Annotated in this window: 16 protein-coding genes; 9 read left to right on the top strand and 7 right to left on the bottom strand. The window is 46.5% G+C overall.

Annotation, left to right across the window (positions count from 1 at the left end):
* Positions 1 to 7: 7 nt before the first annotated feature.
* Entirely contained in the window at positions 8 to 1,009 is a 1,002-nt protein-coding gene (locus tag AC0NJP_RS14470; RefSeq protein ID WP_474700274.1) for an NADH:flavin oxidoreductase, read from the top strand.
* Positions 1,006 to 1,797, top strand: a complete 792-nt coding sequence (locus AC0NJP_RS14465; RefSeq protein ID WP_474700273.1) for a carbon-nitrogen family hydrolase — start codon at positions 1,006 to 1,008, stop codon at positions 1,795 to 1,797. Before AC0NJP_RS14470 ends, AC0NJP_RS14465 begins: the two co-directional genes overlap by 4 nt.
* 140 nt (positions 1,798 to 1,937) lie before the next feature.
* On the opposite strand, the gene AC0NJP_RS14460 is transcribed toward AC0NJP_RS14465, so the two are convergent.
* The 6 genes from AC0NJP_RS14460 to gltB form a co-directional block, all read right to left on the bottom strand.
* The gene (locus AC0NJP_RS14460; RefSeq protein ID WP_474700272.1) at positions 1,938 to 3,206 is read right to left on the bottom strand and encodes a dicarboxylate/amino acid:cation symporter; all 1,269 of its coding nucleotides are present in this window, start codon (positions 3,204 to 3,206) and stop codon (positions 1,938 to 1,940) included.
* Between the two features lie 275 nt (positions 3,207 to 3,481).
* Positions 3,482 to 4,342 carry a response regulator gene (locus AC0NJP_RS14455; RefSeq protein WP_474700271.1) on the bottom strand — a complete coding sequence of 287 codons (861 nt, stop codon included), beginning with the start codon at positions 4,340 to 4,342 and terminating at the stop codon, positions 3,482 to 3,484.
* 38 nt (positions 4,343 to 4,380) lie between these two features.
* Entirely contained in the window at positions 4,381 to 5,616 is a 1,236-nt protein-coding gene (locus AC0NJP_RS14450) for an ATP-binding protein (protein WP_474700270.1), read from the bottom strand.
* 174 nt (positions 5,617 to 5,790) lie between these two features.
* Positions 5,791 to 7,149 carry an MATE family efflux transporter gene (locus AC0NJP_RS14445; protein ID WP_474700269.1) on the bottom strand — a complete coding sequence of 453 codons (1,359 nt, stop codon included), beginning with the start codon at positions 7,147 to 7,149 and terminating at the stop codon, positions 5,791 to 5,793.
* A 146-nt stretch (positions 7,150 to 7,295) separates the two neighbouring features.
* The gene (locus AC0NJP_RS14440; protein ID WP_474700268.1) at positions 7,296 to 8,780 is read right to left on the bottom strand and encodes a glutamate synthase subunit beta; all 1,485 of its coding nucleotides are present in this window, start codon (positions 8,778 to 8,780) and stop codon (positions 7,296 to 7,298) included.
* Between the two features lie 30 nt (positions 8,781 to 8,810).
* Positions 8,811 to 13,415: a glutamate synthase large subunit gene (gene gltB, locus AC0NJP_RS14435; RefSeq protein ID WP_474700267.1), complete on the bottom strand. Its 4,605-nt coding sequence runs from the start codon at positions 13,413 to 13,415 to the stop codon at positions 8,811 to 8,813.
* Positions 13,416 to 13,778: 363 nt separating this feature from the next.
* On the opposite strand from gltB, the gene AC0NJP_RS14430 reads away from it, so the two are divergent.
* The 5 genes from AC0NJP_RS14430 (at position 13,779) to AC0NJP_RS14410 (ending at position 19,984) form a co-directional block, all read left to right on the top strand.
* On the top strand, positions 13,779 to 14,969 hold the full coding sequence (locus AC0NJP_RS14430; protein ID WP_474700266.1) for a multidrug efflux MFS transporter: 1,191 nt from the start codon (positions 13,779 to 13,781) through the stop codon (positions 14,967 to 14,969).
* Between the two features lie 66 nt (positions 14,970 to 15,035).
* A complete protein-coding gene (locus tag AC0NJP_RS14425; RefSeq protein WP_474700265.1) occupies positions 15,036 to 16,562 on the top strand; it encodes a sigma-54 interaction domain-containing protein in 1,527 nt (508 codons plus the stop codon).
* Between the two features lie 247 nt (positions 16,563 to 16,809).
* On the top strand, positions 16,810 to 17,634 hold the full coding sequence (locus tag AC0NJP_RS14420; protein WP_474040983.1) for a beta-keto acid cleavage family enzyme: 825 nt from the start codon (positions 16,810 to 16,812) through the stop codon (positions 17,632 to 17,634).
* A 14-nt stretch (positions 17,635 to 17,648) separates the two neighbouring features.
* Positions 17,649 to 18,599, top strand: a complete 951-nt coding sequence (locus tag AC0NJP_RS14415) for a 3-hydroxyacyl-CoA dehydrogenase family protein (RefSeq protein WP_474700264.1) — start codon at positions 17,649 to 17,651, stop codon at positions 18,597 to 18,599.
* 56 nt (positions 18,600 to 18,655) lie between these two features.
* Positions 18,656 to 19,984 (top strand): short-chain fatty acid transporter, encoded by a 1,329-nt coding sequence (locus AC0NJP_RS14410; protein ID WP_474700263.1) that lies wholly within the window; start codon positions 18,656 to 18,658, stop codon positions 19,982 to 19,984.
* Between the two features lie 58 nt (positions 19,985 to 20,042).
* On the opposite strand, the gene AC0NJP_RS14405 is transcribed toward AC0NJP_RS14410, so the two are convergent.
* On the bottom strand, positions 20,043 to 20,393 hold the full coding sequence (locus tag AC0NJP_RS14405; protein WP_474040986.1) for a hypothetical protein: 351 nt from the start codon (positions 20,391 to 20,393) through the stop codon (positions 20,043 to 20,045).
* A gap of 404 nt (positions 20,394 to 20,797) precedes the next feature.
* Here AC0NJP_RS14405 and AC0NJP_RS14400 point away from each other — a divergent pair, with 404 nt between their 5' ends.
* Together AC0NJP_RS14400 and AC0NJP_RS14395 are read left to right on the top strand one after the other, a co-directional pair.
* The gene (locus AC0NJP_RS14400) at positions 20,798 to 21,979 is read left to right on the top strand and encodes an acetyl-CoA C-acetyltransferase (RefSeq protein WP_474700262.1); all 1,182 of its coding nucleotides are present in this window, start codon (positions 20,798 to 20,800) and stop codon (positions 21,977 to 21,979) included.
* Between the two features lie 40 nt (positions 21,980 to 22,019).
* Positions 22,020 to 22,729, top strand: a 710-nt coding sequence (locus AC0NJP_RS14395; RefSeq protein WP_474700261.1) for an electron transfer flavoprotein subunit beta/FixA family protein, incomplete at its 3' end; no start/stop codon positions are given.

Here is a 22,729-nt window from a genome sequence, read left to right as displayed (position 1 = left end):
TCTTTCCATGTCTCATGTATTAACTCCCTTGACAGAAGGTTTGTTGCCTCTAAAAAACCGCCTGATTATGCCGCCAATGGCTACTGCCAAGGCAGAAGACGACGGTTCTGTCAGTGAGGCCGTTCTAGCGTATTATCGTGAGAAATCGGCAGGCGGTCATTTATCTTTAATTATTATTGAGCACAGCTTTATTGATCCTAAGGGCAAGGCAAGTTTAAAGCAGTTGTCGGTGCATGATGACTCGATGATTCCGGGACTACGTCAATTAGCTGATGTCATTCATCAAAATGGTGTAAAAGCTGTCATGCAGCTGAATCATGCTGGCAGCGCTACTGATGAAACGGTCATAGGCGCTACGCCGAAAAGCGCTTCCGCCGTGAAAAATCCTCGCAAAGGCAGTTTACCTGAGGCGTTGACGAAATCAGAAATAAAAGAGCTTGTTGACGCCTTTGCGGCAGCGGCAGTGCGGGTGAAAGCGGCTGGTTTTGATGGCGTAGAAATTCATTCGGCTCATGGTTATTTATTAAATCAGTTTTTTTCACCGCTGACTAATCAGCGTTGTGATGAATATGGCGGATCTCTCTTAAATCGGATTCGGTTTCATTTAGAAGTGATTGCGGCGGTGCGAGAAGCTGTCGGTCCAACTTTTCCTGTTTTGCTGCGACTAGGGGCTGGTGATTTTACGCCAGGAGGAACAACGGCAGAGGATAGTCGGCAGGCAGCGGCTGAATTTGCTAAGGCTGGCATTGATATTCTCGATATTTCCGGCGGCTTTTGCGGCTATGTGATTCCAGGCCGCAGCGAAGCTGGTTATTTTGCAAAGTTGAGCAGCGCGGTAAAAGAGGCAGTCTCGATTCCCGTGATTTTAACTGGCGGGGTTACCCAGGTTCAACAGGCAGAAGCGTTGCTTGCCGCAGGCAAAGCCGATTTGATCGGTGTAGGTCGGGCGCTATTACAGGATTCGGCTTGGGCGCAGCGGGCTTTTGACGAATTAGCAGGAGGAAAATGATGAAGGCTGCTTTGTTACAAATGGACATTGCTCTTGGTGATGTAGCGGCCAATCATGCTAAGGCTGAGGCCATGATGGCGGAAGCGGTTTGGCGCGGCGCAGAGCTTATTGTGCTACCGGAATTGTGGACTACAGGCTATTGTCTTGAGACGATCGCGCCTTTAGCTGAGCGTGAAGTCGACTCTCCGACGCTGCGATTGCTGCAGCGCTTTGCTCAGCGTCATAAAGTGCAAATTATCGGCGGATCAATTCCCGAATTCGATCAGGGGAATATTTATAATACGGCTTATACGATTACTTCTGCTGGTGAGGTGGTAGCTAAATACCGGAAGATTCACCTTGTCCGCTTGATGGAGGAAGAAAAATATTTAACGCCAGGTGACCAGCAATGTTTGTTTTCGCTAAAGCCAAATGATACTCAGGCCGCAACGATGATTTGTTATGATCTGCGATTTACCGAACTGGCGCGATCTTTAGCGTTGAAGGGCTGTCAAATCTTATTTATTCCTGCCGAATGGCCAACTGTTCGCGGGCTTCATTGGCGGTCTTTACTTATTGCTAGAGCGATTGAAAATCAAATGTATGTGGTTGCTGTAAATCGCATTGGTAAAGATGCGAGCAATCAGTTTTATGGTCATTCTCTTGTGGTGAATCCTTGGGGCGAGGTCATTGCCGAAGGAACGGAAGACCAGGAAGAAATCCTACTAGCTGATATTGATTTGGCTGTGGTAGCCGAGGTGCGCGGGAAGATTTCTGTTTTTGCTGATCGGCGCCCAGAGTGTTATTAGAATAAGACAGAAGTAAAAAGATACCTTGTATTGCCGCAACCTGACTAGATTTTTGATCCTATTACAGAAAGATACCCCTATTTATGAAAACATATCATAAATAGGGGTATTTTATACGGTCGTTTACAGTATAGGATTAATTAATCGTCATAACTCTGAGAGTAGGCAATTTCCAACTTATCATTGGGAAGTTCTTTTTCCCAACGAGCAACGACAACTGTTGCTACACAGTTTCCGATGAGGTTACAAGCCGTACGAGCCATATCCAATATGCGGTCTACGCCAAGGATAATGCCAATGCCCTCTACGGGTAAACCAAAAGCGGCGGCCGTTCCGGCAATAACGATTAGCGAAGCGCCTGGTACGGCGGCAATGCCTTTCGTGGAAAGCATAAGTGTAATCAGCATAATGATCTGATGGGACAGATCAAAAGGAACACCATAAACCTGAGCGATAAACACAACAGCGAGAGCGCTGTAGAGCGTCGATCCGTCTAGGTTAAAAGTATAGCCTGTAGGCAATACGAAAGTAACAATGTGTTTGGGGATACCGAACTTTTCGAGTTTTTCCATCGCTAAAGGCAGAGCCGCTTCGCTGGAAGCTGTTGAGAAAGCGATCAAAATTGGTTCTTTAATAGCGCGGAGCAAGTGGAAGAAGTTTACACGAATTACTAGCGAAGCGCCTAAGAGTACCAAGAAGATGAACAGCACCAAAGCGAAGTAGAGTGAGCCGATCAGTTTGGCCAGAGGAATCAACATACCAAGACCGAATTTGCCGACCGTGAAGGAAATCAAAGCAAATACGCCGATCGGAGCAAGTTTCATAACATACCAAGTGAATTTGAACATGATTTCCGCTACGCTGACTGCCAGTTTTACAACAGGTTCGCCTGTTTTGCCCATAGCGGCAGCGGCTACGCCGAAGAAGGTAGAGAAGAAAATGATTTGCAGCATATCGCCGCGACCCATAGCGTCAACAATATTAGTCGGAACAATGTTAACGATCATATCAATCATGCTGATGGATTTTTTGGCAGCGGCAGCTACGGAAGCCGTATCACCTGCTGCTACCTGGACGCCAACGCCAGGCTGGAATACATTTACTACAAATAGACCGACACAGAGGGCTAAGGTGGTAGCAATTTCAAACCAGATAATTGCTTTGGCGCCAAGGCGGCCTAACTGTTTAAAATCGCCTGTTCCGGCAATACCCATAATCAGTGAACTGAATACGAGAGGCACGACGATCATTTTAATCATACGAATGAACATGTCGCCAACCGGTTTTAATTGTGTTCCATAGTCTGGGAACGCATAGCCGAAAATAATACCTAATACAAGTCCGATGAAGATTTGCGTTGTCAAACCGATCCCTTTTTTCGGTTTGCCCGCAGCAGCTTGCGTGCTCATAAAATCCCTCTTTTCTGTTATATTTATAAATTTAGCGGCGAAAAAAATTATAGAAATCTACTGGAAACTCGGTTGCTTTGCCGCTAATTTCAATTTCATTGTAAGTACACTGCTACAGCAAACTACAGAAACATACAGAAAGTTTTTTGCCGTAGTAACAGTATACAAAATACAAAGCCGTATTTTTGTATTTTTATCAAAATGAGAGAAAAACTCCCAGGTTTCTCGTGAAACACCTGGGAGTTGGATTAAAGGATTAAGCCAATTATTTATAATTATTCATTTGAGAGAAACAGTAGACTTTCAGCGAATTTTTTGATATTTAGTTTACCGCGGTAAGAACTCTTACCTTGAATGAAGGCCATTTCTTGACGTACTTCCTTAAATTCGAAGAGTGTACCGCTATAAAGCTGGAATTTATCATTGTGGTAATCTTCAATGCCGGTACTGGCAATATTGCGAAAGGCTTTTGCAATGGTTCGTCTAACGCGCTGTTGCAGCGTTTTTACATCTTGCCCTAACAGTGGCGAAAGTTTTTCGAAGATTTCATGAAGCTGATAGGTTTGACCGTCGCCAGCCTCTAAGCGATCGTAAATGAGTAAAACCATCTGATAGAGCGTTTCGGCGCCGCTTTCGCCAAGGATTCCCAGATCGGAAAAAATGCGGTAGATACGCGAGCGTTTGTCGCCCTGATCTTGCTCCGGTTTTTTTTCCGGGCCTTTGTTGAATTTGGCGGTTGTTTCTGAAATCAATGACATGACGGTACGCAGTCGGCGGCTTTCTTCCACTTTTTGAATGACTGATACGACTTCCAGCACATTGAGCGGTTTGTGAATATAAAAGTCAATGCCGCTTTGGTAGGCTTGCGTAATCATCGGTTGGCTGGAGCTTTGGGAAATCATAATAAAAGAAGCGCTGCTTCCTTTACTGCGTAGGTTTTGAATGAGCTGAACACCGTCTTGCCCGGGCAATAATAAATCGACTAAGGCTAGATCTGGCGAGTAATCTAAAATGGCTTTTTCTGCTTCGAGACCATCGCCATATTCGGCAATGACTGTTCCAAGCTTATACTTTTCCACAATATTGCAAAATATTTTCCGTAAACTCATATCATCATCAACAATTATAAAACGCATCGAGAAAACCACCTTTATGAAAGTCTTGTCTGCAGTTGTCAGATGTTTTCTAGATCATTTGCCTGAGCTAGGGCGGCAAGGGGGAGCTGAACGGTGAATAGTGTTTTGCCTGGTTCGGAAGCTACTTTGATGCTGCCGCCAAGATGTTCTGTAAGATTAGTAACATGGGATAGGCCAAGACCTGTTGATAACTGTCCCGTCTGTTCCGAAAATTTAGTTGAGTAGCCTGGGGCGAAAATGAGCTCAAGATCGCTTGCTTTAATTCCCTGGCCGTTATCGCTTACGGTAAGAATGAGTCTTTCGCCGCGGCGGTCGCCAGTAATCATAATGACGCCGTCAGAACCTACGGCATCGATGGCGTTCATGATTAGATTATCAAGAATGGATACAAGAGTAAAATGTTTGTCGGTAATTAAATCATAGTGGTTAATAAAGGTAATATGAATTTTTTTGGGCAAGGCTAATACAAAGCGTTTCGTATTTTGCTCCATGAGTTGAAAGATTTCTGATAGCCACATACCCGGTTCGCCAGGGGAATGTTCTAAAATACTTTCGATCCCTTGAGTAACTCGGTAATAGTCTTTTTTTACTTCATGGATATCTCGGGCGATCGCCAGAGCTTGGGCTGCCGGGGAAGCGGGGTCCGTCAGCGATGCGGGGTCTTTGGCGGAAAGCTTCTTATAGAGAGTATGTCCCTTTTGCATGACAAGTTCAATATCTTGGGAGGATTTTTGCAGAAAAAACAGTTCTGACTTCAGTTTGGCAATCATCAGGGTCAGAGCAGCGTAGCGGATCGCCTGATCTTCGGCAAGTAGAAAGGAGCGGTAGTTACGAAACGCATAGTAGCCATAGACGGCAATAATCGCTCGAAGTATGGCAATGCCAATAACACTGGCTAGGATGGATTCCGCATTGCGACCGTAGAGCTCCTGACGCGAAATCAGTTCCACGCAATTGCTGGCTATGTCGGTTATGCTTAGCAGTAACAAGAGGGCTGGTACATTTTCCAAGTAATCGCGAATTTTTAATAAGGTAAATAAGAGTCCGAAGGTAAGATAATATAAAAAAGAGGGGAAGTTGTGGAGGATTACGGACCAAAGTTCTTCACCGCCGAAACAGTAGAGAGAGGCGGAACGAAAGAGAAAAATAACCAAGCCGCATATTGTTGTAATTCTTAATACAGGCAAATGGCGAAAATAAAGCAGGAGAGACGATAAGATGGCTACACTTGAGGTGAAGCGAAAATAGCTGTCAAACGGATAGATGTAGATCATTCCCGCAAGGCTGACAAGTAGAATGATGTGAATGAAGATAAGCTTCGCCTTCCTTCCTGCTAAAAAGTCTATAAAGAAGCCTTCCCAGTTTGTAATAGGAAGGCTGATAGCTGCTACTGGCAGCAAAAGATTCAATCATATTATAGCAAAAGCATTGCTACTTGTCTCGTTCTCTTACATAGCTGGCTTGGCGATTTTGCTCTTTAAGCGTTTAATATCTTTGCGAAGGCAAAAAGCGGTTACCAGGGCTGACGCTAAATCAGAAACGGGTCCGGCGGCCCAGATCCCAGTAAGACCCCAAAGATGGGAGAACAGGAATACGAGGGGGATCAGTACAATGATTTGGCGCAGCGTATTAAATAAAATGGAATAATAGGCTTTACCAATCGCCTGAAAATAATTCGCGCCAATGATTTGAAAACCGATAATCGGCATTAGACAAAGAAAAACTTGCAGGCCCGTACTGCCAAGGGCGATTAATTGCGGCTCTTCATTAAAGACGGCGATGATTTTTTCGGGGAAGCATTCTACCACCGCAAAGCCGACGAGGCAAATCAGCGTGGAGATCAAGATGGCTTTAGACAGAGTTTCCAGGACACGGTCATATTGTTTGGCGCCGTAATTATAGCCGAGAATCGGCTGGCTGCCTTGGCTGATGCCGATTACTGGCATCATGACAAGCATGAGAATCCGGTTGACGATCCCAAAGGCTGCGACGGCAAGAACGCCGCCATAAGCCTGAATTTGCAGATTGAGAACAACCATAACGGCGCTGGCGCCGATCTGCATGGAAAATGGCGCTAGACCGAGTTTTGTAATGCTTAACAGGATTTTTTGTTTGATCCTTAGATCGCGCATATGAAGCTTAAGTAAGCCCTTGCCGCGAATAAAATAGGTCATAACCCAGACTGCTGCAAAGGCCTGAGCGCAAATCGTTGCAAAAGCAGAGCCTTTGATTCCCATATTCAGATGAAAGATGAAAATATAATTGAGAATTCCATTGATGATTGCGGCGATGACTTGCGTTGCCAGAGCTGTACGCGGATCGCCCTGGGCGCGAATCACGTTGTTTAAGCCAAAGCCGACATGAAAGAAGACACTGCCGAGTAGAATGACTGATGTGAAGTCCTGAGCATAAGGCAGTACCTCTGGGGTTACTCCCAGAACGTTGATTAATAAAGGATCAAGAAAGTAGAGGGCGAGGCTTGTGGTAATAAAGACAAAGAAAATCATCATGGTTACAGCATTGCCGAGTGTCTGTTCGGCAAGATCTTGCTTCTTCTGTCCTAAATATAAGGAGACTAAGGTGGCGGCGCCGACGCCAACCAGCATGCCAACAGCCATGAGAATTGTCATGATGGGGAAGGCCACGGTGACGGCTGTTAAAGCCAGTTCATTGACGCCGCGGCCCACAAAAATACTATCGATGACGTTATAAAGAGCCCCGACAAGCATCCCAGTCACAGCTGGCAGGGAAAATTTCCACAAAAGCGAAGAGACCGCGTCTTCGCCTAAAAAATTAGCTTTATTCATATAATACCTCCTGGCAGGCAGGGTGAGAGAAAAGAAAGAAAGCCAGAGAATGGCTTTCTTCGCTTTCGCATTGCATTGTTTGTCCGTTGCCTATAGGAACAGTATACGTATCTTGCGAAGGACTGTCAACGCAAGGTTTCTGACTTTTAAGGCAGCTGTGTTGCGCCCATGAGGAATTTATCGCACTCTCTGGCAGCGCTTCGTCCTTCCTGGATTGCCCAGACGACAAGACTCTGGCCGCGGCGCATATCACCAGCGGCAAAGACACCAGGAATATTGGTGGTAAAGCGGCCGAACTCCGCTTTGACGTTGGAACGACCGTCTTGTTCCAATTTCAAACCCTGCAGTAGTGTTTGTTCTGGTCCGGTAAAGCCCATTGCTAGCAGGACAAGTTGGGCTGGCAGGACTTTTTCTGTTCCGGGAATTTCTTCGCAGACAAATTGGCCGTTCGCGTTTTTCTTCCATTCGACTTTCACTGTGTGCACTTCTTTGATGCGACCTTCGCGGTCGCCGACGAATTTCTTTGTTGTTGTGCAGTAGCGGCGAGGGTCAGCGCCAAAGCGGGCTGCCGCTTCTTCCTGGCCGTAATCAATTTTGTGAACGCGGGGAAACTGCGGCCAAGGATTGTCGTTCGTCCGAGTCAGTGGGAGCTGTGGCATGATTTCTAGCTGGGTTACGGTGCGGCAGCCATGACGGACTGAAGTTCCTACACAATCTGTGCCGGTATCGCCGCCGCCGATAATTACGACATCAGCGCCTGTCGCTGAGATATAGGCGCCATCTTGTAGCTTGGAATCAAGCAGACTCTTCGTATTGGCTGTAAGAAAATCAACAGCAAAATGAATGCCTTGTAAGTCGCGGCCTTCAACCTTTAAATCCCGAGGAGTCGTAGAGCCAGCGCAAAGTACGACGGCGTCAAAGTCTTTTAAAAGCTGGTCGGCGGGAATGTCCTTACCGACTTCCGTATTTAAGACGAACTCAATGCCTTCTTCTTTCATGAGTTCAACCCGGCGTAGTACCAGGTCTTTATTGAGTTTCATGTTAGGAATGCCGTACATCAGGAGGCCGCCGGGGCGGTCAGCTCGTTCAAAGACAGTAACAAGGTGACCTGCTTTATTGAGTTGGGCGGCGCAGGCCAGTCCTGCTGGGCCTGAACCAATAACGGCGGCTTTTTTGCCGGTGCGCGTAGCTGGTGGCTGCGGTTGAATCCATTGACTGCCAAAGGCTCGGTCAATAATGGCGCATTCTAGGTTCTTTATTGTTACAGGCGTAGCGGCGAGACCAGCGGTACAGGCGCCTTCGCAAGGGGCTGGGCAAACCCGGCCAGTAAGCTCTGGGAAGTTATTTGTTTTCGCAAGGCGGCTGTAAGCTTCTTGCCACAAGCCGTGATACACAAGGTCATTCCATTCTGGCATTAAGTTATGGAGCGGACAACCTGATACCATGCCGCTGATCATTAGGCCTGTATGGCAAAAGGGCGTGCCGCATTCCATACAGCGGCTAGCCTGTGTTTGCAATTCTTCTTCTGGCAGGGTCAAGTGAAACTCCTGCCAGTCTTTAATTCGTTCCTGCGGTTGGCGGTCTGCCGGTAAAGCCGCTTGATAATCCATAAAACCTGTTGGTTTTCCCATAGTGATTTCATCCTTTCTGGCGAGAGTTTCTTAGTTGCCGCCTACGCGGGAGGCTTCCCGGCTATTTTCTTCAAAAGCCCGCATAATAGCAGCTTCTTTCGATAGACCCTTCGCAAGATGCTGCTGCACTCCAGCAAGAGCCCGTTTGTAGTCCTTCGGAATTACGCGGATAAAATAGCGTTGCGATTGATACCAGTTGGTGAGCAGTCGCTGGGCCACTTCGCTCTTGGTGTAGGCATAGTGATTTTCGAGCATCGTTTTTACAAAGGTCACTTCGTCATTTTGTTCTAGTTTTTCTAATGTGACCATTTCCAGGTTGGCTGAAATGGCAAATTGGTTTTCCGGATCATATACATAGGCGATACCGCCTGACATGCCTGCGGCAAAGTTGCGCCCCGTTTTTCCAAGGATAATTACGCGGCCGCCTGTCATGTACTCGCAGCCGTGTTCGCCGACGCCTTCGACAACGACATTGGCGCCGCTGTTTCTGACACAGAACCGTTCGCCAGCTACGCCGCGAACGTAGGCTTCGCCGGAGGTCGCGCCATAAAAGGCCACATTGCCAATAATGATATTGTGTTCGGCGGCGTAAGACGTTTCTTTCGGCGGATATACAATGATTTTACCGCCAGAAAGACCTTTGCCGACATGGTCGTTCGAGTCGCCTTCTAAAGCCAGTGTCATTCCCCGGGGAATAAAGGCGCCGAAGCTTTGTCCGGCCGAACCGGTAAATTTGAGATATAAAGTATCTTCCGGCAGCCCTTCCGCGCCGTAGCGTGAGGTGATTTCGTGACCAAGGATCGTGCCGACTACGCGGTCTGTATTTTTTATGGGAAGACTTACTGATACTTTTTCCTTATGGTCGATTGCTGGGGCGCAAAGCGAGCGCAGCAATCGATTATCCATAGCTTTTTCCAAGTTGTGATCCTGTTTCTTGGAGCAATAGGCTGTCATCGTAGCGGCTGTTTGCGGCTGATACAAGAGTGCTGAGATATCGACTGATTTTGCCTTCCAATGGGTAATGTCGCTTTTTTGCTCTAAGAGATCGGTTCGGCCAATTAGCTCATTGACTGTTTTAATGCCGAGCTCAGCCATAATTTCTCTAAGCTGACTGGCAATAAAGTGCATGAAGTTCACTACATGCTCTGGTTTGCCAGCAAAGTTTTGCCGCAGTTTAGGATTTTGTGTGGCGACACCGACCGGGCAAGTGTCAAGGTTGCAGACCCGCATCATGACACAGCCCATTACGACAAGCGGAGCCGTGGCGAAGCCAAATTCTTCGGCGCCTAATAGAGCGGCAATGGCTACATCGCGGCCTGTCATGAGTTTGCCATCTGTTTCTACAGTGACGCGATCGCGCAGATTATTTAACAGCAGTGTCTGATGCGTTTCGGCGAGACCTACTTCCCAGGGAAGCCCAGTATGACGAATGCTGGTTCGCGGTGATGCGCCGGTACCGCCGTCATAGCCGCTGATTAAAATGACATCGGCTCTTGCTTTGGCTACCCCGGCAGCAATTGTGCCAACGCCAGCTTCAGCGACAAGTTTTACGTTGATGCGCGCCTTCGGATTGGCATTTTTCAAGTCGTGAATCAGTTCCGCCAGATCTTCAATGGAATAGATATCGTGATGGGGCGGCGGAGAAATAAGACCAACGCCTGCCGTTGTGCCGCGAACTTCAGCGACCCAAGGATAGACTTTTTTGCCTGGCAGCTGACCGCCTTCGCCTGGTTTAGCGCCTTGAGCCATTTTGATCTGAATTTCATCAGCATGGGCAAGATAATGGCTTGTTACGCCGAAACGACCAGAGGCAATCTGCTTGATCGCACTGGAGCGGCTATCGCCATTGGCGAGCGGGATAAACCGTTCGGGATTTTCGCCACCTTCGCCGGTATTGCTTTTACCGCCAATACGGTTCATGGCAATCGCGAGGCATTCGTGGGCTTCCTGACTTAAGGAGCCATAGCTCATGGCGCCTGTTTTAAAGCGATGACAAATTGATTCCACTGATTCGACTTCGTCGAGTGAGAGGGCTTTCTTGGCTTTTTTAAACTGTAGCAAACCACGCAGCGTCAAACTGGAGTGGTGCTGATCAATCAAGGAAGTATATTGTTTAAACAACTCATAGTCGCCTTTTTGGCAGGCCTGTTGCAGTGTCGTAATTGTTTCAGGATTGTAAAGATGTTCTTCGCCGCCGGAACGCCATTGATACGTGGAGCCACTGTCAAGTGTTTCGTCGCGGCCAGCTTGCGTCGTAAAGGCGCGACTATGGCGCAGCTTTGTTTCAGTCGCAATTTCAGCTAAGCCAATACCTTCCATACAGGCCGGCGTATCAGTAAAGTATTTATCAATAATCTCTTGACTTACGCCGATGGCTTCAAAAATTTGCGCACCCTGGTAACTGGCGATGGTGGAAATCCCCATTTTCGATAAGACTTTAACAATGCCTTTCGTGATGCCTTTGGTGTAGTTGTAAATGGCTTTTTCCACGGTAATGTCAGTAATAAAATGGTTTTCTACCAGATTTTTAATTGTATCAAAAGCGAGATACGGATTAATTCCAGCAGCGCCATAGCCAAGCAGCAAGGCAAAGTGGTGAACTTCCCGCGGTTCGCCTGTTTCCACTAAGAGACTTGCCTTAAGGCGTGTTTCCTGAAGAACCATGTGACGCTGCAGGCAGGCTGTTGCCAAAAGTGCTGGGATCGGCGCTAATTTTTCATCAACGGAGCGGTCCGATAAAATGAGCAGGTTTTTTCCTTGGGCAATATACTTATCGGACAAGGCGCAAAGGTTTTCTAAGGCTTTGGCCAGACCTTCGCCGCCTTCGGCTAGTGGATAGACCATCGGGAGAGTTACAGCTTCAAAGCCTTTCTCCTTAATGTGGCGCAGTTTTGCCAGTTCATCATTGGTCAAAATAGGCGTATCAACGCGGATTTGACGGCAGCTTTCCGGCTGAGGATCAATGAGGTTTCGTTCTGGCCCAATTGCTGTGCCTGTGGAAGTAACGATGGCTTCACGGAGACCATCAATCGGCGGGTTGGTTACTTGCGCAAAGAGCTGTTTGAAATAATTGTAGAAGAGCTGCGGTTTATCCGATAATACGGCTAAGGGGCTGTCCATACCCATGGCGCCGATGGGGTCAGCGCCGTCTTTGGCCATCGGGCGGAAGAGCTTAGTCAGCTCTTCGAAAGTATAGCCGAAGGCTTGTTGCGCTTTCGTGAGCGGCAATTCCAGCGTCGGCGGTGTTGGCGCTGCTGGCAATTCGCTCAAAGACAGGATATTTTCGTCAAGCCATTGTTGGTAAGGGAAGGCGTTGACGACGCGGTTTTTAATTTCTTCGTCAGAAACGATGCGGCCTGCTTCCATATCGACAAGGAGCATCTTGCCAGGACGGAGCCGTTCTTTGACGGCGATGTTTTCTGGCGCGATATTTACGACGCCTACTTCCGAGGCTAGAACGATCGTATCATCTTTTGTTACATAATAGCGGGCTGGGCGCAGACCATTACGGTCTAAGATCGCACCGATGATTTTACCGTCCGTAAAGGCTACGGCGGCAGGGCCATCCCAAGGTTCCATCATGCAGCTATGATATTCGAAAAAGGCTTTTTTCTCATCGCTCATGCTTTCGTGATTCGACCAAGGTTCTGGTACCATCATCATGGCAGCATGGGGGAGTGAGCGGCCAGCCATAGTCAAAAATTCAAGACAGTTGTCGAACATGCCGGAATCGCTGCCTGACGCATCAATGACTGGCAGCAGTTTTTTCATGTCACTGCCAAATAAGGGCGATTCGCATAATGCTTGTCTGGCGTGCATCCAGTTCAAATTGCCGCGGCGCGTATTGATTTCGCCGTTATGCATAATGTAGCGGTAGGGATGGGCTCTTTCCCAGCTCGGGAAAGTATTGGTGCTGAAGCGGGAGTGGACCATGGCAACAGCTGTTTCGACCATGGGATGTTGCAAGTCAATGAAAAATTCATCAAGCTGCTTCGGTGTGAGCATGCCTTTATAGACGATTGTCGCAGCCGATAAGCTGGAGAAGTAGAAAAGCTCGCAGCCGGCAAGGCCGTAGCGTATTTCATTTTCGGCTCGCTTGCGGATGACGTAGAGTTTGCGTTCAAAAGCTTTTTCATCTTGGGCAAGGCGGCGGAGCGTAAGATCATCAGGCGCAATAAAAACCTGACGAATTGTTGGTTGCGCCGCTTTAGCTGTTTCGCCAATCATGGAGGTATCGCAGGGGACCGTACGCCAACCAAGGAGTTTTTGACCTTGCTCAGCAATGATTTTCCCTAGCTTTTCTTCGCATTGTTTCTGTAGTTTCTTTTCCTGCGGTAAAAAGACCATGCCGACGCCGTACTTACCAGCAGGCGGCAAGTCAATATTGAGAAAAGTACATTCATGTTTGAATAGTTTATGAGGGATTTGCAATAAGACGCCAGCGCCATCGCCGGAATTTGTATCAGCACCAGCTCCGCCACGGTGTTCCATGTTGAGTAGAACCGTCAGAGCCTGATGAAGAATTTCATTTGATTTTTTACCTTTAATGTTTGCCACGACGCCAATACCGCAGGCGTCATGTTCATACGCTGGATTATAAAGTCCCTGTTTGGGCGGTAAACCTGTGTTTCCCATCTGCTTGGCCTGCCTTTCATCATACAAAATAATAAAACCATGAAAAAACATAAGAATTTAGGATTGTAAACAGAAGTTCGTTATTGCTTTTTAAAAGAACAAAATATAACAACTTCACTTCTATTTAATTATATAAAAAGATATTTGTAACAACCCCGGCTGTTAATGTTCCACATAAACGGATAAAATCCTCTTTTTACTGTAAGAAATAGTGAATATGTAAGCAAGTATTATGTATTTTTATCCATAATTTTAGGAAAAGTATGAACAATTCGCCGCTGTCTTTATTCTGTGGTATGATGGAAGAATAGAAAATAAAGTAAAAAGTATGGAGTAGAGTAAAACTCAAAATGAAGGTGTTTTATGGAGACGTGGCGGAGAAATTTATTAGTTTGCTGGTTTGCTGTTTTTGTCGTATCGGTAGGTATGAGTCAAATGGCGCCGATGCTTCCTTTATATATTGAGCATATGGGCATCCATGACCCCGCGGAGATTTCCCGCTGGTCCGGTATTGTTTTTGGCTGTAATTTCGTGTCACTGGCGATCTTTTCGCCGATATGGGGGAAGTTTTCTGATCGCTATGGCCGCAAAACGATGATTTTACGCGCTAGTTTATGGTTGTCCATTATTATGGCAGCTATGGGATTTGCGCAATCGGTCTATCAGCTTATGGGGCTACGGTTGCTGCAAGGGGCTTTATCGGGGTTTCAACCTGCCGTTATTACGCTGATTGCGACGCAGACGCCGAAGGAACGGTCAGGCTGGGCTTTAGGCATGCTCTTTAGCGGCCAGGTCGGCGGTACGCTGCTGGGACCTGTATTTGGCGGCTATTTAACGGAAGTTATTGGGTTTCGAGAAACGTTCTTTGTCATTGGCGGCTTTTGTTTTGTTGCTTTTCTCGCTTGCGTCATCTTTGTGGCGGAGGAGAAGAAAACCGTTACGAAACAAGTCTTAAAGAGCGGCGAAATCTGGTCTTCCTTGACGCAGCCGAAAACGACGATCTGTTTATTCGTAACAACCTTAATGATTCAATTTGCCTTAATGTCCGTGCAGCCGATTTTGACAGTGTATATTAAACATATTTCGGAAAGCTCCGAGCATATTGCGATTGTGGCCGGGGCTGTTTTCGCCGCTTCCGGCTTGGCTAGCGTATTGGCGGCGCCGGTACTTGGTAAGTTGTCTGATCGGTTGGGGCCGCAGCGAGTTTTATTGGCGGCGCTCTTTGCAGCGGGACTGCTCTTTATTCCGCAGGCTTTTGTGGAAAGCCCGATGGAACTTGGTGTTTTGCGCTTTTTAGTCGGTCTTGCCGTAGCTGGATTGCTGCCATCCATTAATACGCTTATCCGGCAGACGACGCCAGATAAAGTGGCTGGGCGTATTTTTGGTTATAACCAATCGGCGCAGCATTCCGGTGTGGTATTAGGCTCGATTGGCGGCGGGCAAATTGCGGCCAACTTTGGGATTCACTATGTATTTTATATAACAGCAGCGCTGCTTCTATGTAATGCTTTTTGGGTTTATCGCACAATTTATCAAATCAGAAAGCCCTTGTGATGGGTAAAGCGGGATCTAGAAGACTTATGGTCATAACGCATGTGATAAGGCAAGGCGGTGTAAAGCGTGGGAGAAGGCAAGAACGATTCGGTGGAGCGCTTACAGGCAAGACTTCAAGCTGCTGAGGTGCAGCAGCTTGATGATGACTGGAAGGCAGCGGCGCTACAGGAGCTTACGGCAATAGCAGAAGAGCTAAAACTGGCTTTGTCGCTCGATTTTCGTGAAATTGGCGATCACTTGTATGACGGCGTTTATGTTGCCGATGGGACGGGCAAAACACTTTATATTAATAAGGCTTATACGCGGATTACAGGAATTCATCCGGATGAGATCCTTGGCCGATCCGTGGAAGAAATTTTGCGCGACGGTCTGTACAGCAATGCTGTGACGCCTGAAGTAATTCGGCAGAAGAAACGCGTCAACTCGATGGGAGAAAGCTTGCGAAACGGCAGGAAAATGTTGATTACCGGCAGTCCCATATTTAATGAAGCAGGCGATGTTGCCAAGGTCGTTGTGGTAGATCGGGAAATTACTGACTTATGGGCCATGAAGGCGGACTTGGAGTCGTCAAAGCAAAAAATCAAGGCTGTTGAAGAAGATAAGGAGAAAGGCAAGCAGGAAATTGAGCACTTACGGAGTCGGGCGCTCAATAAGAACCTAATTGGCCAAAGTCGGGCTATGCAGGATGTTGCCCAGGCCATTGAGCAAGTGGCTGGACTAGAAGTTACTGTTCTCATAACGGGTGAGACTGGCGTAGGCAAAGAAGTCGTCGCCAATGAAATTTATCGGAACAGCAAACGCTGTGACGGACCTTTTATCAAAGTCAACTGTGCGGCAATACCGCCGAATTTACTGGAAGCAGAGCTGTTTGGCTATGAAAAAGGCGCCTTTACGGGTGCGGCAACAACGGGAAAACTGGGCATGTTTGAGCTAGCCAATCAGGGGACGCTGCTGCTTGATGAAATTGGCGATATGCCCCTAGGACTGCAATCGAAGCTGCTGCGAGTCATTCAGCATCGCGAAGTGACGCGGATTGGCGCCACGAAGCCTGTCCTACTTGATATGCGGCTCATTGCGGCGACAAATTGCGATCTGAGGGATTTGGTAAAGCAAGGGAAATTTCGAGAAGACCTCTACTATCGCCTAAATGTGTTCCCCATTGAAGTGCCGCCGCTACGGTTGCGGCAGAGTGATATTTCTCTATTAGTACAACATTTTCTAGATACCTATAAAGTAAAATATAATAAAGAAATTGGGATTGATCAGGCGGGATTTGCGTTACTAAAGGAATACATTTGGCCGGGAAATATCAGAGAGCTGCAAAATATTTTAGAGCGACTCATTATTATTTCCAGCCACGGATCGACAGTCCCGGCAGAGCAGATTGGTCGGTTGCTTCACCTTGATGATGAATTTCTGGCCGGGGAAGTTGGGGAAATAGGCTTAAAAGAAGTAGTTGCCGCCGTAGAAAAGCGCACAATTGAGCGGGCGCTCCAAAAATACGGCAGTACGCGGAAAGCGGCAAAAATTTTAGGAATTGACCAATCAACCATTGTAAAAAAAGCGAAAAAACTAGGCATTACCTTAGCGTAACAGCGGCTGTGTTCATTTGTGGACACAGCCTTTTTGTGTGATGACGAATTGCATCGCAGTGATGGCTTTTTTCATCAGCGGCTAAATGATTAGAAAATATAGTTTTTTCTGAAAATACAAATTGAGATGATGATTTTTTTCATCGACATAGAGGGAAAAGAGCGGGAAAAGCCTTGATTTATCAGGGATTTCTTTTGGCATTTAACTTGCAATAAATATGGGTAAATTTGAGTATGAGGTGATTGATATGGAAAAAGTTATTATTACTGTGGCGACGACAGGCGCTTTTCCGACGAAACAGCATAACCCTAATATTCCTTTGACGCCAAAAGAAATTGCTGATGATGTTTACGCTTGTTGGCAGGCTGGCGCCGCGATTGCTCACTTGCATATGCGTGATGACGAAGGCCGCGGTACGATGAATAAGGAAAAATTTAGAGAAACAGTAGAGCGGATTCGGGAGAAATGCGATATTGTCTTGAATTTGACAACTTCCGGCGATCTTTTCGCAACAGAAGAAACGCGGATGGAGCATATTATAGAACTTAAACCGCCTATGGCATCTTATGATGCGGGATCAATGAACTGGATGCATAGCGGCTTATTTTTAAATCCGCCAGCTTTTCTGGAAAAACTCGGCAAAGTTATGCTAGAAAATCAAGTAAAACCGGAAATTGAAATTTTCGATGCAGGCATGCTTTATAACTCCTTCTACTATATGAAGAAAGGCGTACTGGCTTCGCCAGCGCATTATCAATTTGTTTTGGGAGCCGATGGCGGTACGGCGGCTACAGTAGAAAATCTCGTCTATTTGAAGAGCTTGCTTCCGGCTGATGCTACCTGGTCCGCCTTGGGAATCGGAAAAGGCCATTTGCCCATTTTATATGCTACGCTTGCTTTGGGCGGTCACATCCGTGTGGGAATGGAAGATAATGTTTATTATGCGAAAAACCAACTGGCTGAATCGAATGCGCAGTTTGTAGCAAGAGCAGCTCGCTTAATTAAAGAGGCCAATAAAGCCGTAGCAACGCCTGATGAAGCAAGAGAAATTTTACAACTGAAAAATCGCTAAAGGGAGATGTCTTCATGATTGAAAAAATTGCTGTTCTTGGTTCAGGCACGATGGGGCATGGGATTGCCGAAGCCTTTGCTATGCACGGTTTTCCTGTTAACTTATATGATACAGATGCAGTACGACTCAAGGCCGCTAAAGAAGAAATTGCTGCGGAATTGCAACTGCTTGTAGCGGAAGAATATATTGACGCAAGTGTCGCTGAAAAAGCCTTAAGTCTGATTTCTTTGCAGACAGACTTAAAGGAAGCGGTGAAAGACCGTGATTATGTTATTGAAGCAGTGCCGGAAATTATCGCGTTAAAACAAGATCTCTTTGCATTGCTTGATCAGCTTTGCCCCAGTCATACAATTTTAGCAAGCAATACGTCAAGTCTAAAGCTCGCTGATATGATGGAAAAAGTATCGCCAGCGCGGCGGGAAAGAATGCTCGTAAATCACTGGTATAATCCTGGCCATATTATGCCGATTGTAGAAATGTCTTTTTTCGGCAATATGCCTGAGTCGATTTACCAAGAAGTCGAAGCCTTATTTGCGGCAATTGAAAAGCAGACTGTCAAGGTACTAAAAGATGTGCCTGGTCTTGTGGCGAACCGAATTCAGCAAGGTGTGGCGAGAGAAGTTTTCTCCATTATTGAACAGGGGATCGCCGCACCGGAAGATGTCGATAAAGCGTTGAAATTCGGTCCCGCTTTCCGTTATGCTACAACAGGACAGCTCGAAGTTGCTGATTTTGGCGGCCTTGATATTTGGTGTACTGTTGGCGATAATCTACTCAAAGTGATGGATGCTTCCACCGCGGCGAATCCGCTGCTAAAAGAAAAGGTAGCAGAAGGCAAGCTTGGCGCGAAATCTGGTGAAGGGTTTTTTAAATATCCGCCAGAAACTTTAGCGGAAAAACGGGAAGTTTTCTTGAAAAAGTTGATTCATCAGCTAAAAGCCGCTAAATATTATGTAGATAAATAATCGATGTTTGCGAAACGAGGCAAACGACAAAATACGGATGAAATGAGAGTGTGGCGATGATTAATCGAATCTTAATGTTTTTCGTCAATTTGATGCAGAAATATTTGCCTGATCCGTTCACTATCGCTTGGGGAATTACGCTCGTTGTTTGTGCTATGGCGATTTTTATTACTCATAAGACGCCAATTGATATTATTAATTACTGGGGCCAGGGTTTTTTCGATATCTTAGCTTTTGCTATGCAGATGACTATGGTACTCGTAACAGGCTATGCTTTGGCCGCCGCTAATGTGGTCAGACGATTCTTAGAATCGATTGTAAAAATACCCAAAACGCCGAAACAGACGATCTTATTTATTGGCATTTCTTCGATGGTGCTGTACTGGTTTAACTGGGGCCTTGGACTCATTGCTGGCGGACTGTTGGCGCGGGCGGCGGCAAAACAGCATCCTAAGGTCGATTTTCGCCTGATGGTGACAGCGGCCTTTTCGGGGATTATTATCACTCATGGCGGACTCTCCGCCTCGGTGCCGCTACTAATTAATACAAAAGGTCACTTTTTAGAAAAGGAAATCGGCCTTGTACCTTTGACTCAGACGATTTTTCATCCACAGGCTTTATTTATCACGATTGCTTTGGCCATTGTGATTCCGCTAATTTGTGTATTAATGATGCCCAAAGAAGAAGAACGCGTTTTGGCCGATCCGAGTCTTTTAGAGGATGAACCAGCCGCTGTTTTGGCAACACCGAAAGAAAAACAGCTTGCTGATCGGCTTGATGAAAGTTCACTGCTTAAATATTCCCTGGGGCTCATGGGTGTTGTCTTTCTGGGCGGATATTTTGTGAAAAATGGTTTTAACCTAAATGTGAATATCTTGATTTTCCTCTTTATCACGCTGGGGGTATTGGCGCACGGCTCGCTGTTAGAATATTCTCAGGCCATGAGCAAAGGGGCGGCTACAGCGGGCGGCATTATCCTACAGTTCCCTTTCTATGCTGGAATTATGGGAATCATGAAAGGCAGCGGACTTGTCTTTGTTATCTCTGATTGGCTGCTTAAGTTAGCTACGCCGGAGACCTTTCAAATGTATTGCTATTTTTCCTCGCTCATTATTAGTATTTTTGTTCCGTCAGCAGGCGGGCACTGGGTAGTGCAAGCCCCCTTTATGCTACCGGCTGCAGCGCAGCTTGGCGTTGAGCCTTGGAAAGTGGCTATGGGCGTGGCCTGGGGCGAGAGCATCTGGAATGTCGTTTGTCCCTTCTGGGCGTTACCGCTTTTGGCAATTGCCAATATTAGTATCCGTGATCTCATTGGTTTTTCCATGCTGCTCTTTATCATTGGGAATGTGATTGCCATCACCGGGATCTTTCTTTTCCCGCACTAACATGACAAGAGCCTCCGACCTGGTATCAGGCGGAGGCTCGCTACATTCATGGCAGCAATTAAGCTGCTGTTGCTTCAAGATGGTCAAGATCCTCGAGTGCCGCAAAGAAAGCGTCGGCATTCTTGTAGAAGTTAGGCAGGCGATAGGTAAAGGCGGCTCTTTCTAAGGAAATGGACAAGTCTTCGTAGCCTGTTTGATCAAGACGCAGGCAGACAAGAAGATGATTTTTCTTGGCCCGTAGGGTTTTTGTTAAGACGAGATTCGTGAAAGTTGCTTCAGCTTCCGTTGTTGTTTCAAAACCCATAGCTTTCAGTTTCGCTTGATAAGCGTTAATTTTATTGTCTATGATGTCTTGGCTCACCGTGAGCTCAGGCATATGCAGGGAATTGAGAAATGCAATGATTGACATAATCATCGGCCTCCTTAAATTTGAGTGATTTGTTATGCTTTGATTATAGTCACGAGTTGGAGTTTCGTAAAATATATATACATTATCATTTCATTGATCTGATTTATGATCTGAAAAGTGTAAAGAATTGCAACAGGTTATTTTAGTGATATTTTTCACGAAAAATTTTCGGAAAATTATAGACAGCATCATAGATTTTGAGTATAATGGGGCTGTAAGCTGGATTGCTGGTATGACCACTTGGTTTAAAAAACGGGGGTATGACCGTGGACAGCTATTTTTTCTTAGACAAATAAGTGAAAAAAATAACAAAGTATCTTTAAAGAAACAAATTTATAGCTCTTCCCAACGGGATAATGTGAAAAAATTCTCAAATAAAACAAAAAATTAGGATGGTGAGTCAATTGAAAGAAGTTGTTATTGTAAGTGCAGTTCGTACGCCTATTGGAAATTTTAACGGGTCATTAGCCTCTTTATCTGCTGTGGAACTAGGTGAGATTGTCATTAAAGCGGCGCTGGAGCGGGCGAAAATTACAGCGGATCTAGTTGATGAAGTCATTATGGGGAATGTTTTACAGGCAGGTCTTGGTCAAAATCCAGCGCGCCAGGCGTCAGTTAAAGCAGGCATCCCGCAAGAAACGCCAGCCTATACAGTGAATAAAGTTTGCGGCAGCGGTTTGAAAACCGTTACTTTGGCAGCACAGGCAATTTTAGCTGGTGATGCTGATGTTATTGTGGCAGGCGGTATGGAAAGCATGTCGAATGCGCCGTATCTATTAGGAAGAGAAGCTCGCTGGGGCTATCGTATGGGGCATCAGAAAGTCATTGATAGTATGATTCAAGATGGACTTTGGTGTGCCTTCAACGACTATCATATGGGAATCACTGCAGAGAATGTGGCAGAAAAATTTGGTATTACCCGTGAAATGCAAGATGAATTAGCGGCTGAGTCACAGCAAAAAGCTATTAAGGCGATTGAAACAGGGGCGTTCAAAACAGAGATCGTGCCTGTAGTGATTCATTCGCGGCGCGGTGATACTATTTTTGATACTGATGAATATCCTAAAGCCGGTACAACAGCCGAATCTGTAGCAAAATTAAAACCGGCCTTCAAGAAAGATGGTACGGTAACTGCGGCAAATGCATCGGGTATTAATGATGGAGCGGCCGCACTTGTAGTGATGAGTGGCGAAAAATGCCGTGAACTGGGTTTGACACCATTAGTGAAACTTACTGGCTACGGCTCAGCTGGCGTCGATCCGGCCATTATGGGAATCGGACCTGTTCCAGCGACGCAAAAGGCCTTGAAGAAAGCGGGAATTTCCGTAAAAGATATTGATTTGATCGAAGCCAACGAAGCGTTTGCAGCACAGTTTTTAGCTGTGGGTAATGAACTTGGTTTCGATGCGGCTAAAGTCAATGTAAATGGCGGCGCCATTGCATTAGGTCATCCTATTGGCGCGAGTGGCGCTCGAATTCTGGTATCGCTGATTCACTCGCTGCAACAGCGTGAGGCGAAAATCGGATTAGCAACGCTTTGTATTGGCGGCGGGCAGGGAATTGCCGCTGTCGTGGAAAAGATATAAAGGCAAGTTTTTTGCAATTATACAACAGGAGGCCGAAAGTATGGAAATCGTAGTTTGTGTCAAGCAAGTGCCTGACACGACGGAAGTAAAGATTGATCCCGTAACGAACACGCTCGTTCGCCAGGGAGTACCGAGCATTGTCAATCCTTTTGATAAAAATGCTTTGGAAGCGGCGCTGCAGCTCAAAGAAAAAGAAGGCGGCAAAGTGACCGTCGTCTCCATGGGACCGCCTCAGGCGAAAGACGCCCTGAAAGAATGTTTGGCTATGGGAGCTGATGAAGCGATCCTGATTAGCGATCGCGCCTTCGGCGGCGCCGATACGCTGGCGACAAGCTACACCATTGCCTCAGCCATCAAAAAGATCGCTACCTATGATCTGATTCTCTGTGGCAAACAGGCCATTGATGGCGATACGGCTCAAGTTGGACCGGAAATTGCTGAGCATTTAGGCATTTCCCAGATTACCTGCTGTTCTAAATTCGAAGTGCAGGGCGATACGCTCCGCGTCGAACGCGAACATGAAGAAGGCTATGAAGTGATCGAAGGGAAATTCCCGCTATTAGCTACGGTCGTGAAATCAGCAAATGAGCCGCGCTTTCCAACGGTACGCGGTACTATGAAAGCCAATCGTAAAGAAATTCCTGTATGGACGCTGGCTGAAATTGAGGTAGATGAAAAACGCATCGGCCTCAAAGGGTCGCCGACACAGGTTAGCAAAATATTTACCCCTCCTTCCCGCTCGGGCGGTCA

This window comes from Pelorhabdus sp. sgz311002 (assembly GCF_056134285.1).
The sequence above is the reverse complement of the archived record's forward strand: the minus strand, read 5'-3'. Positions and strand labels throughout refer to the sequence as shown.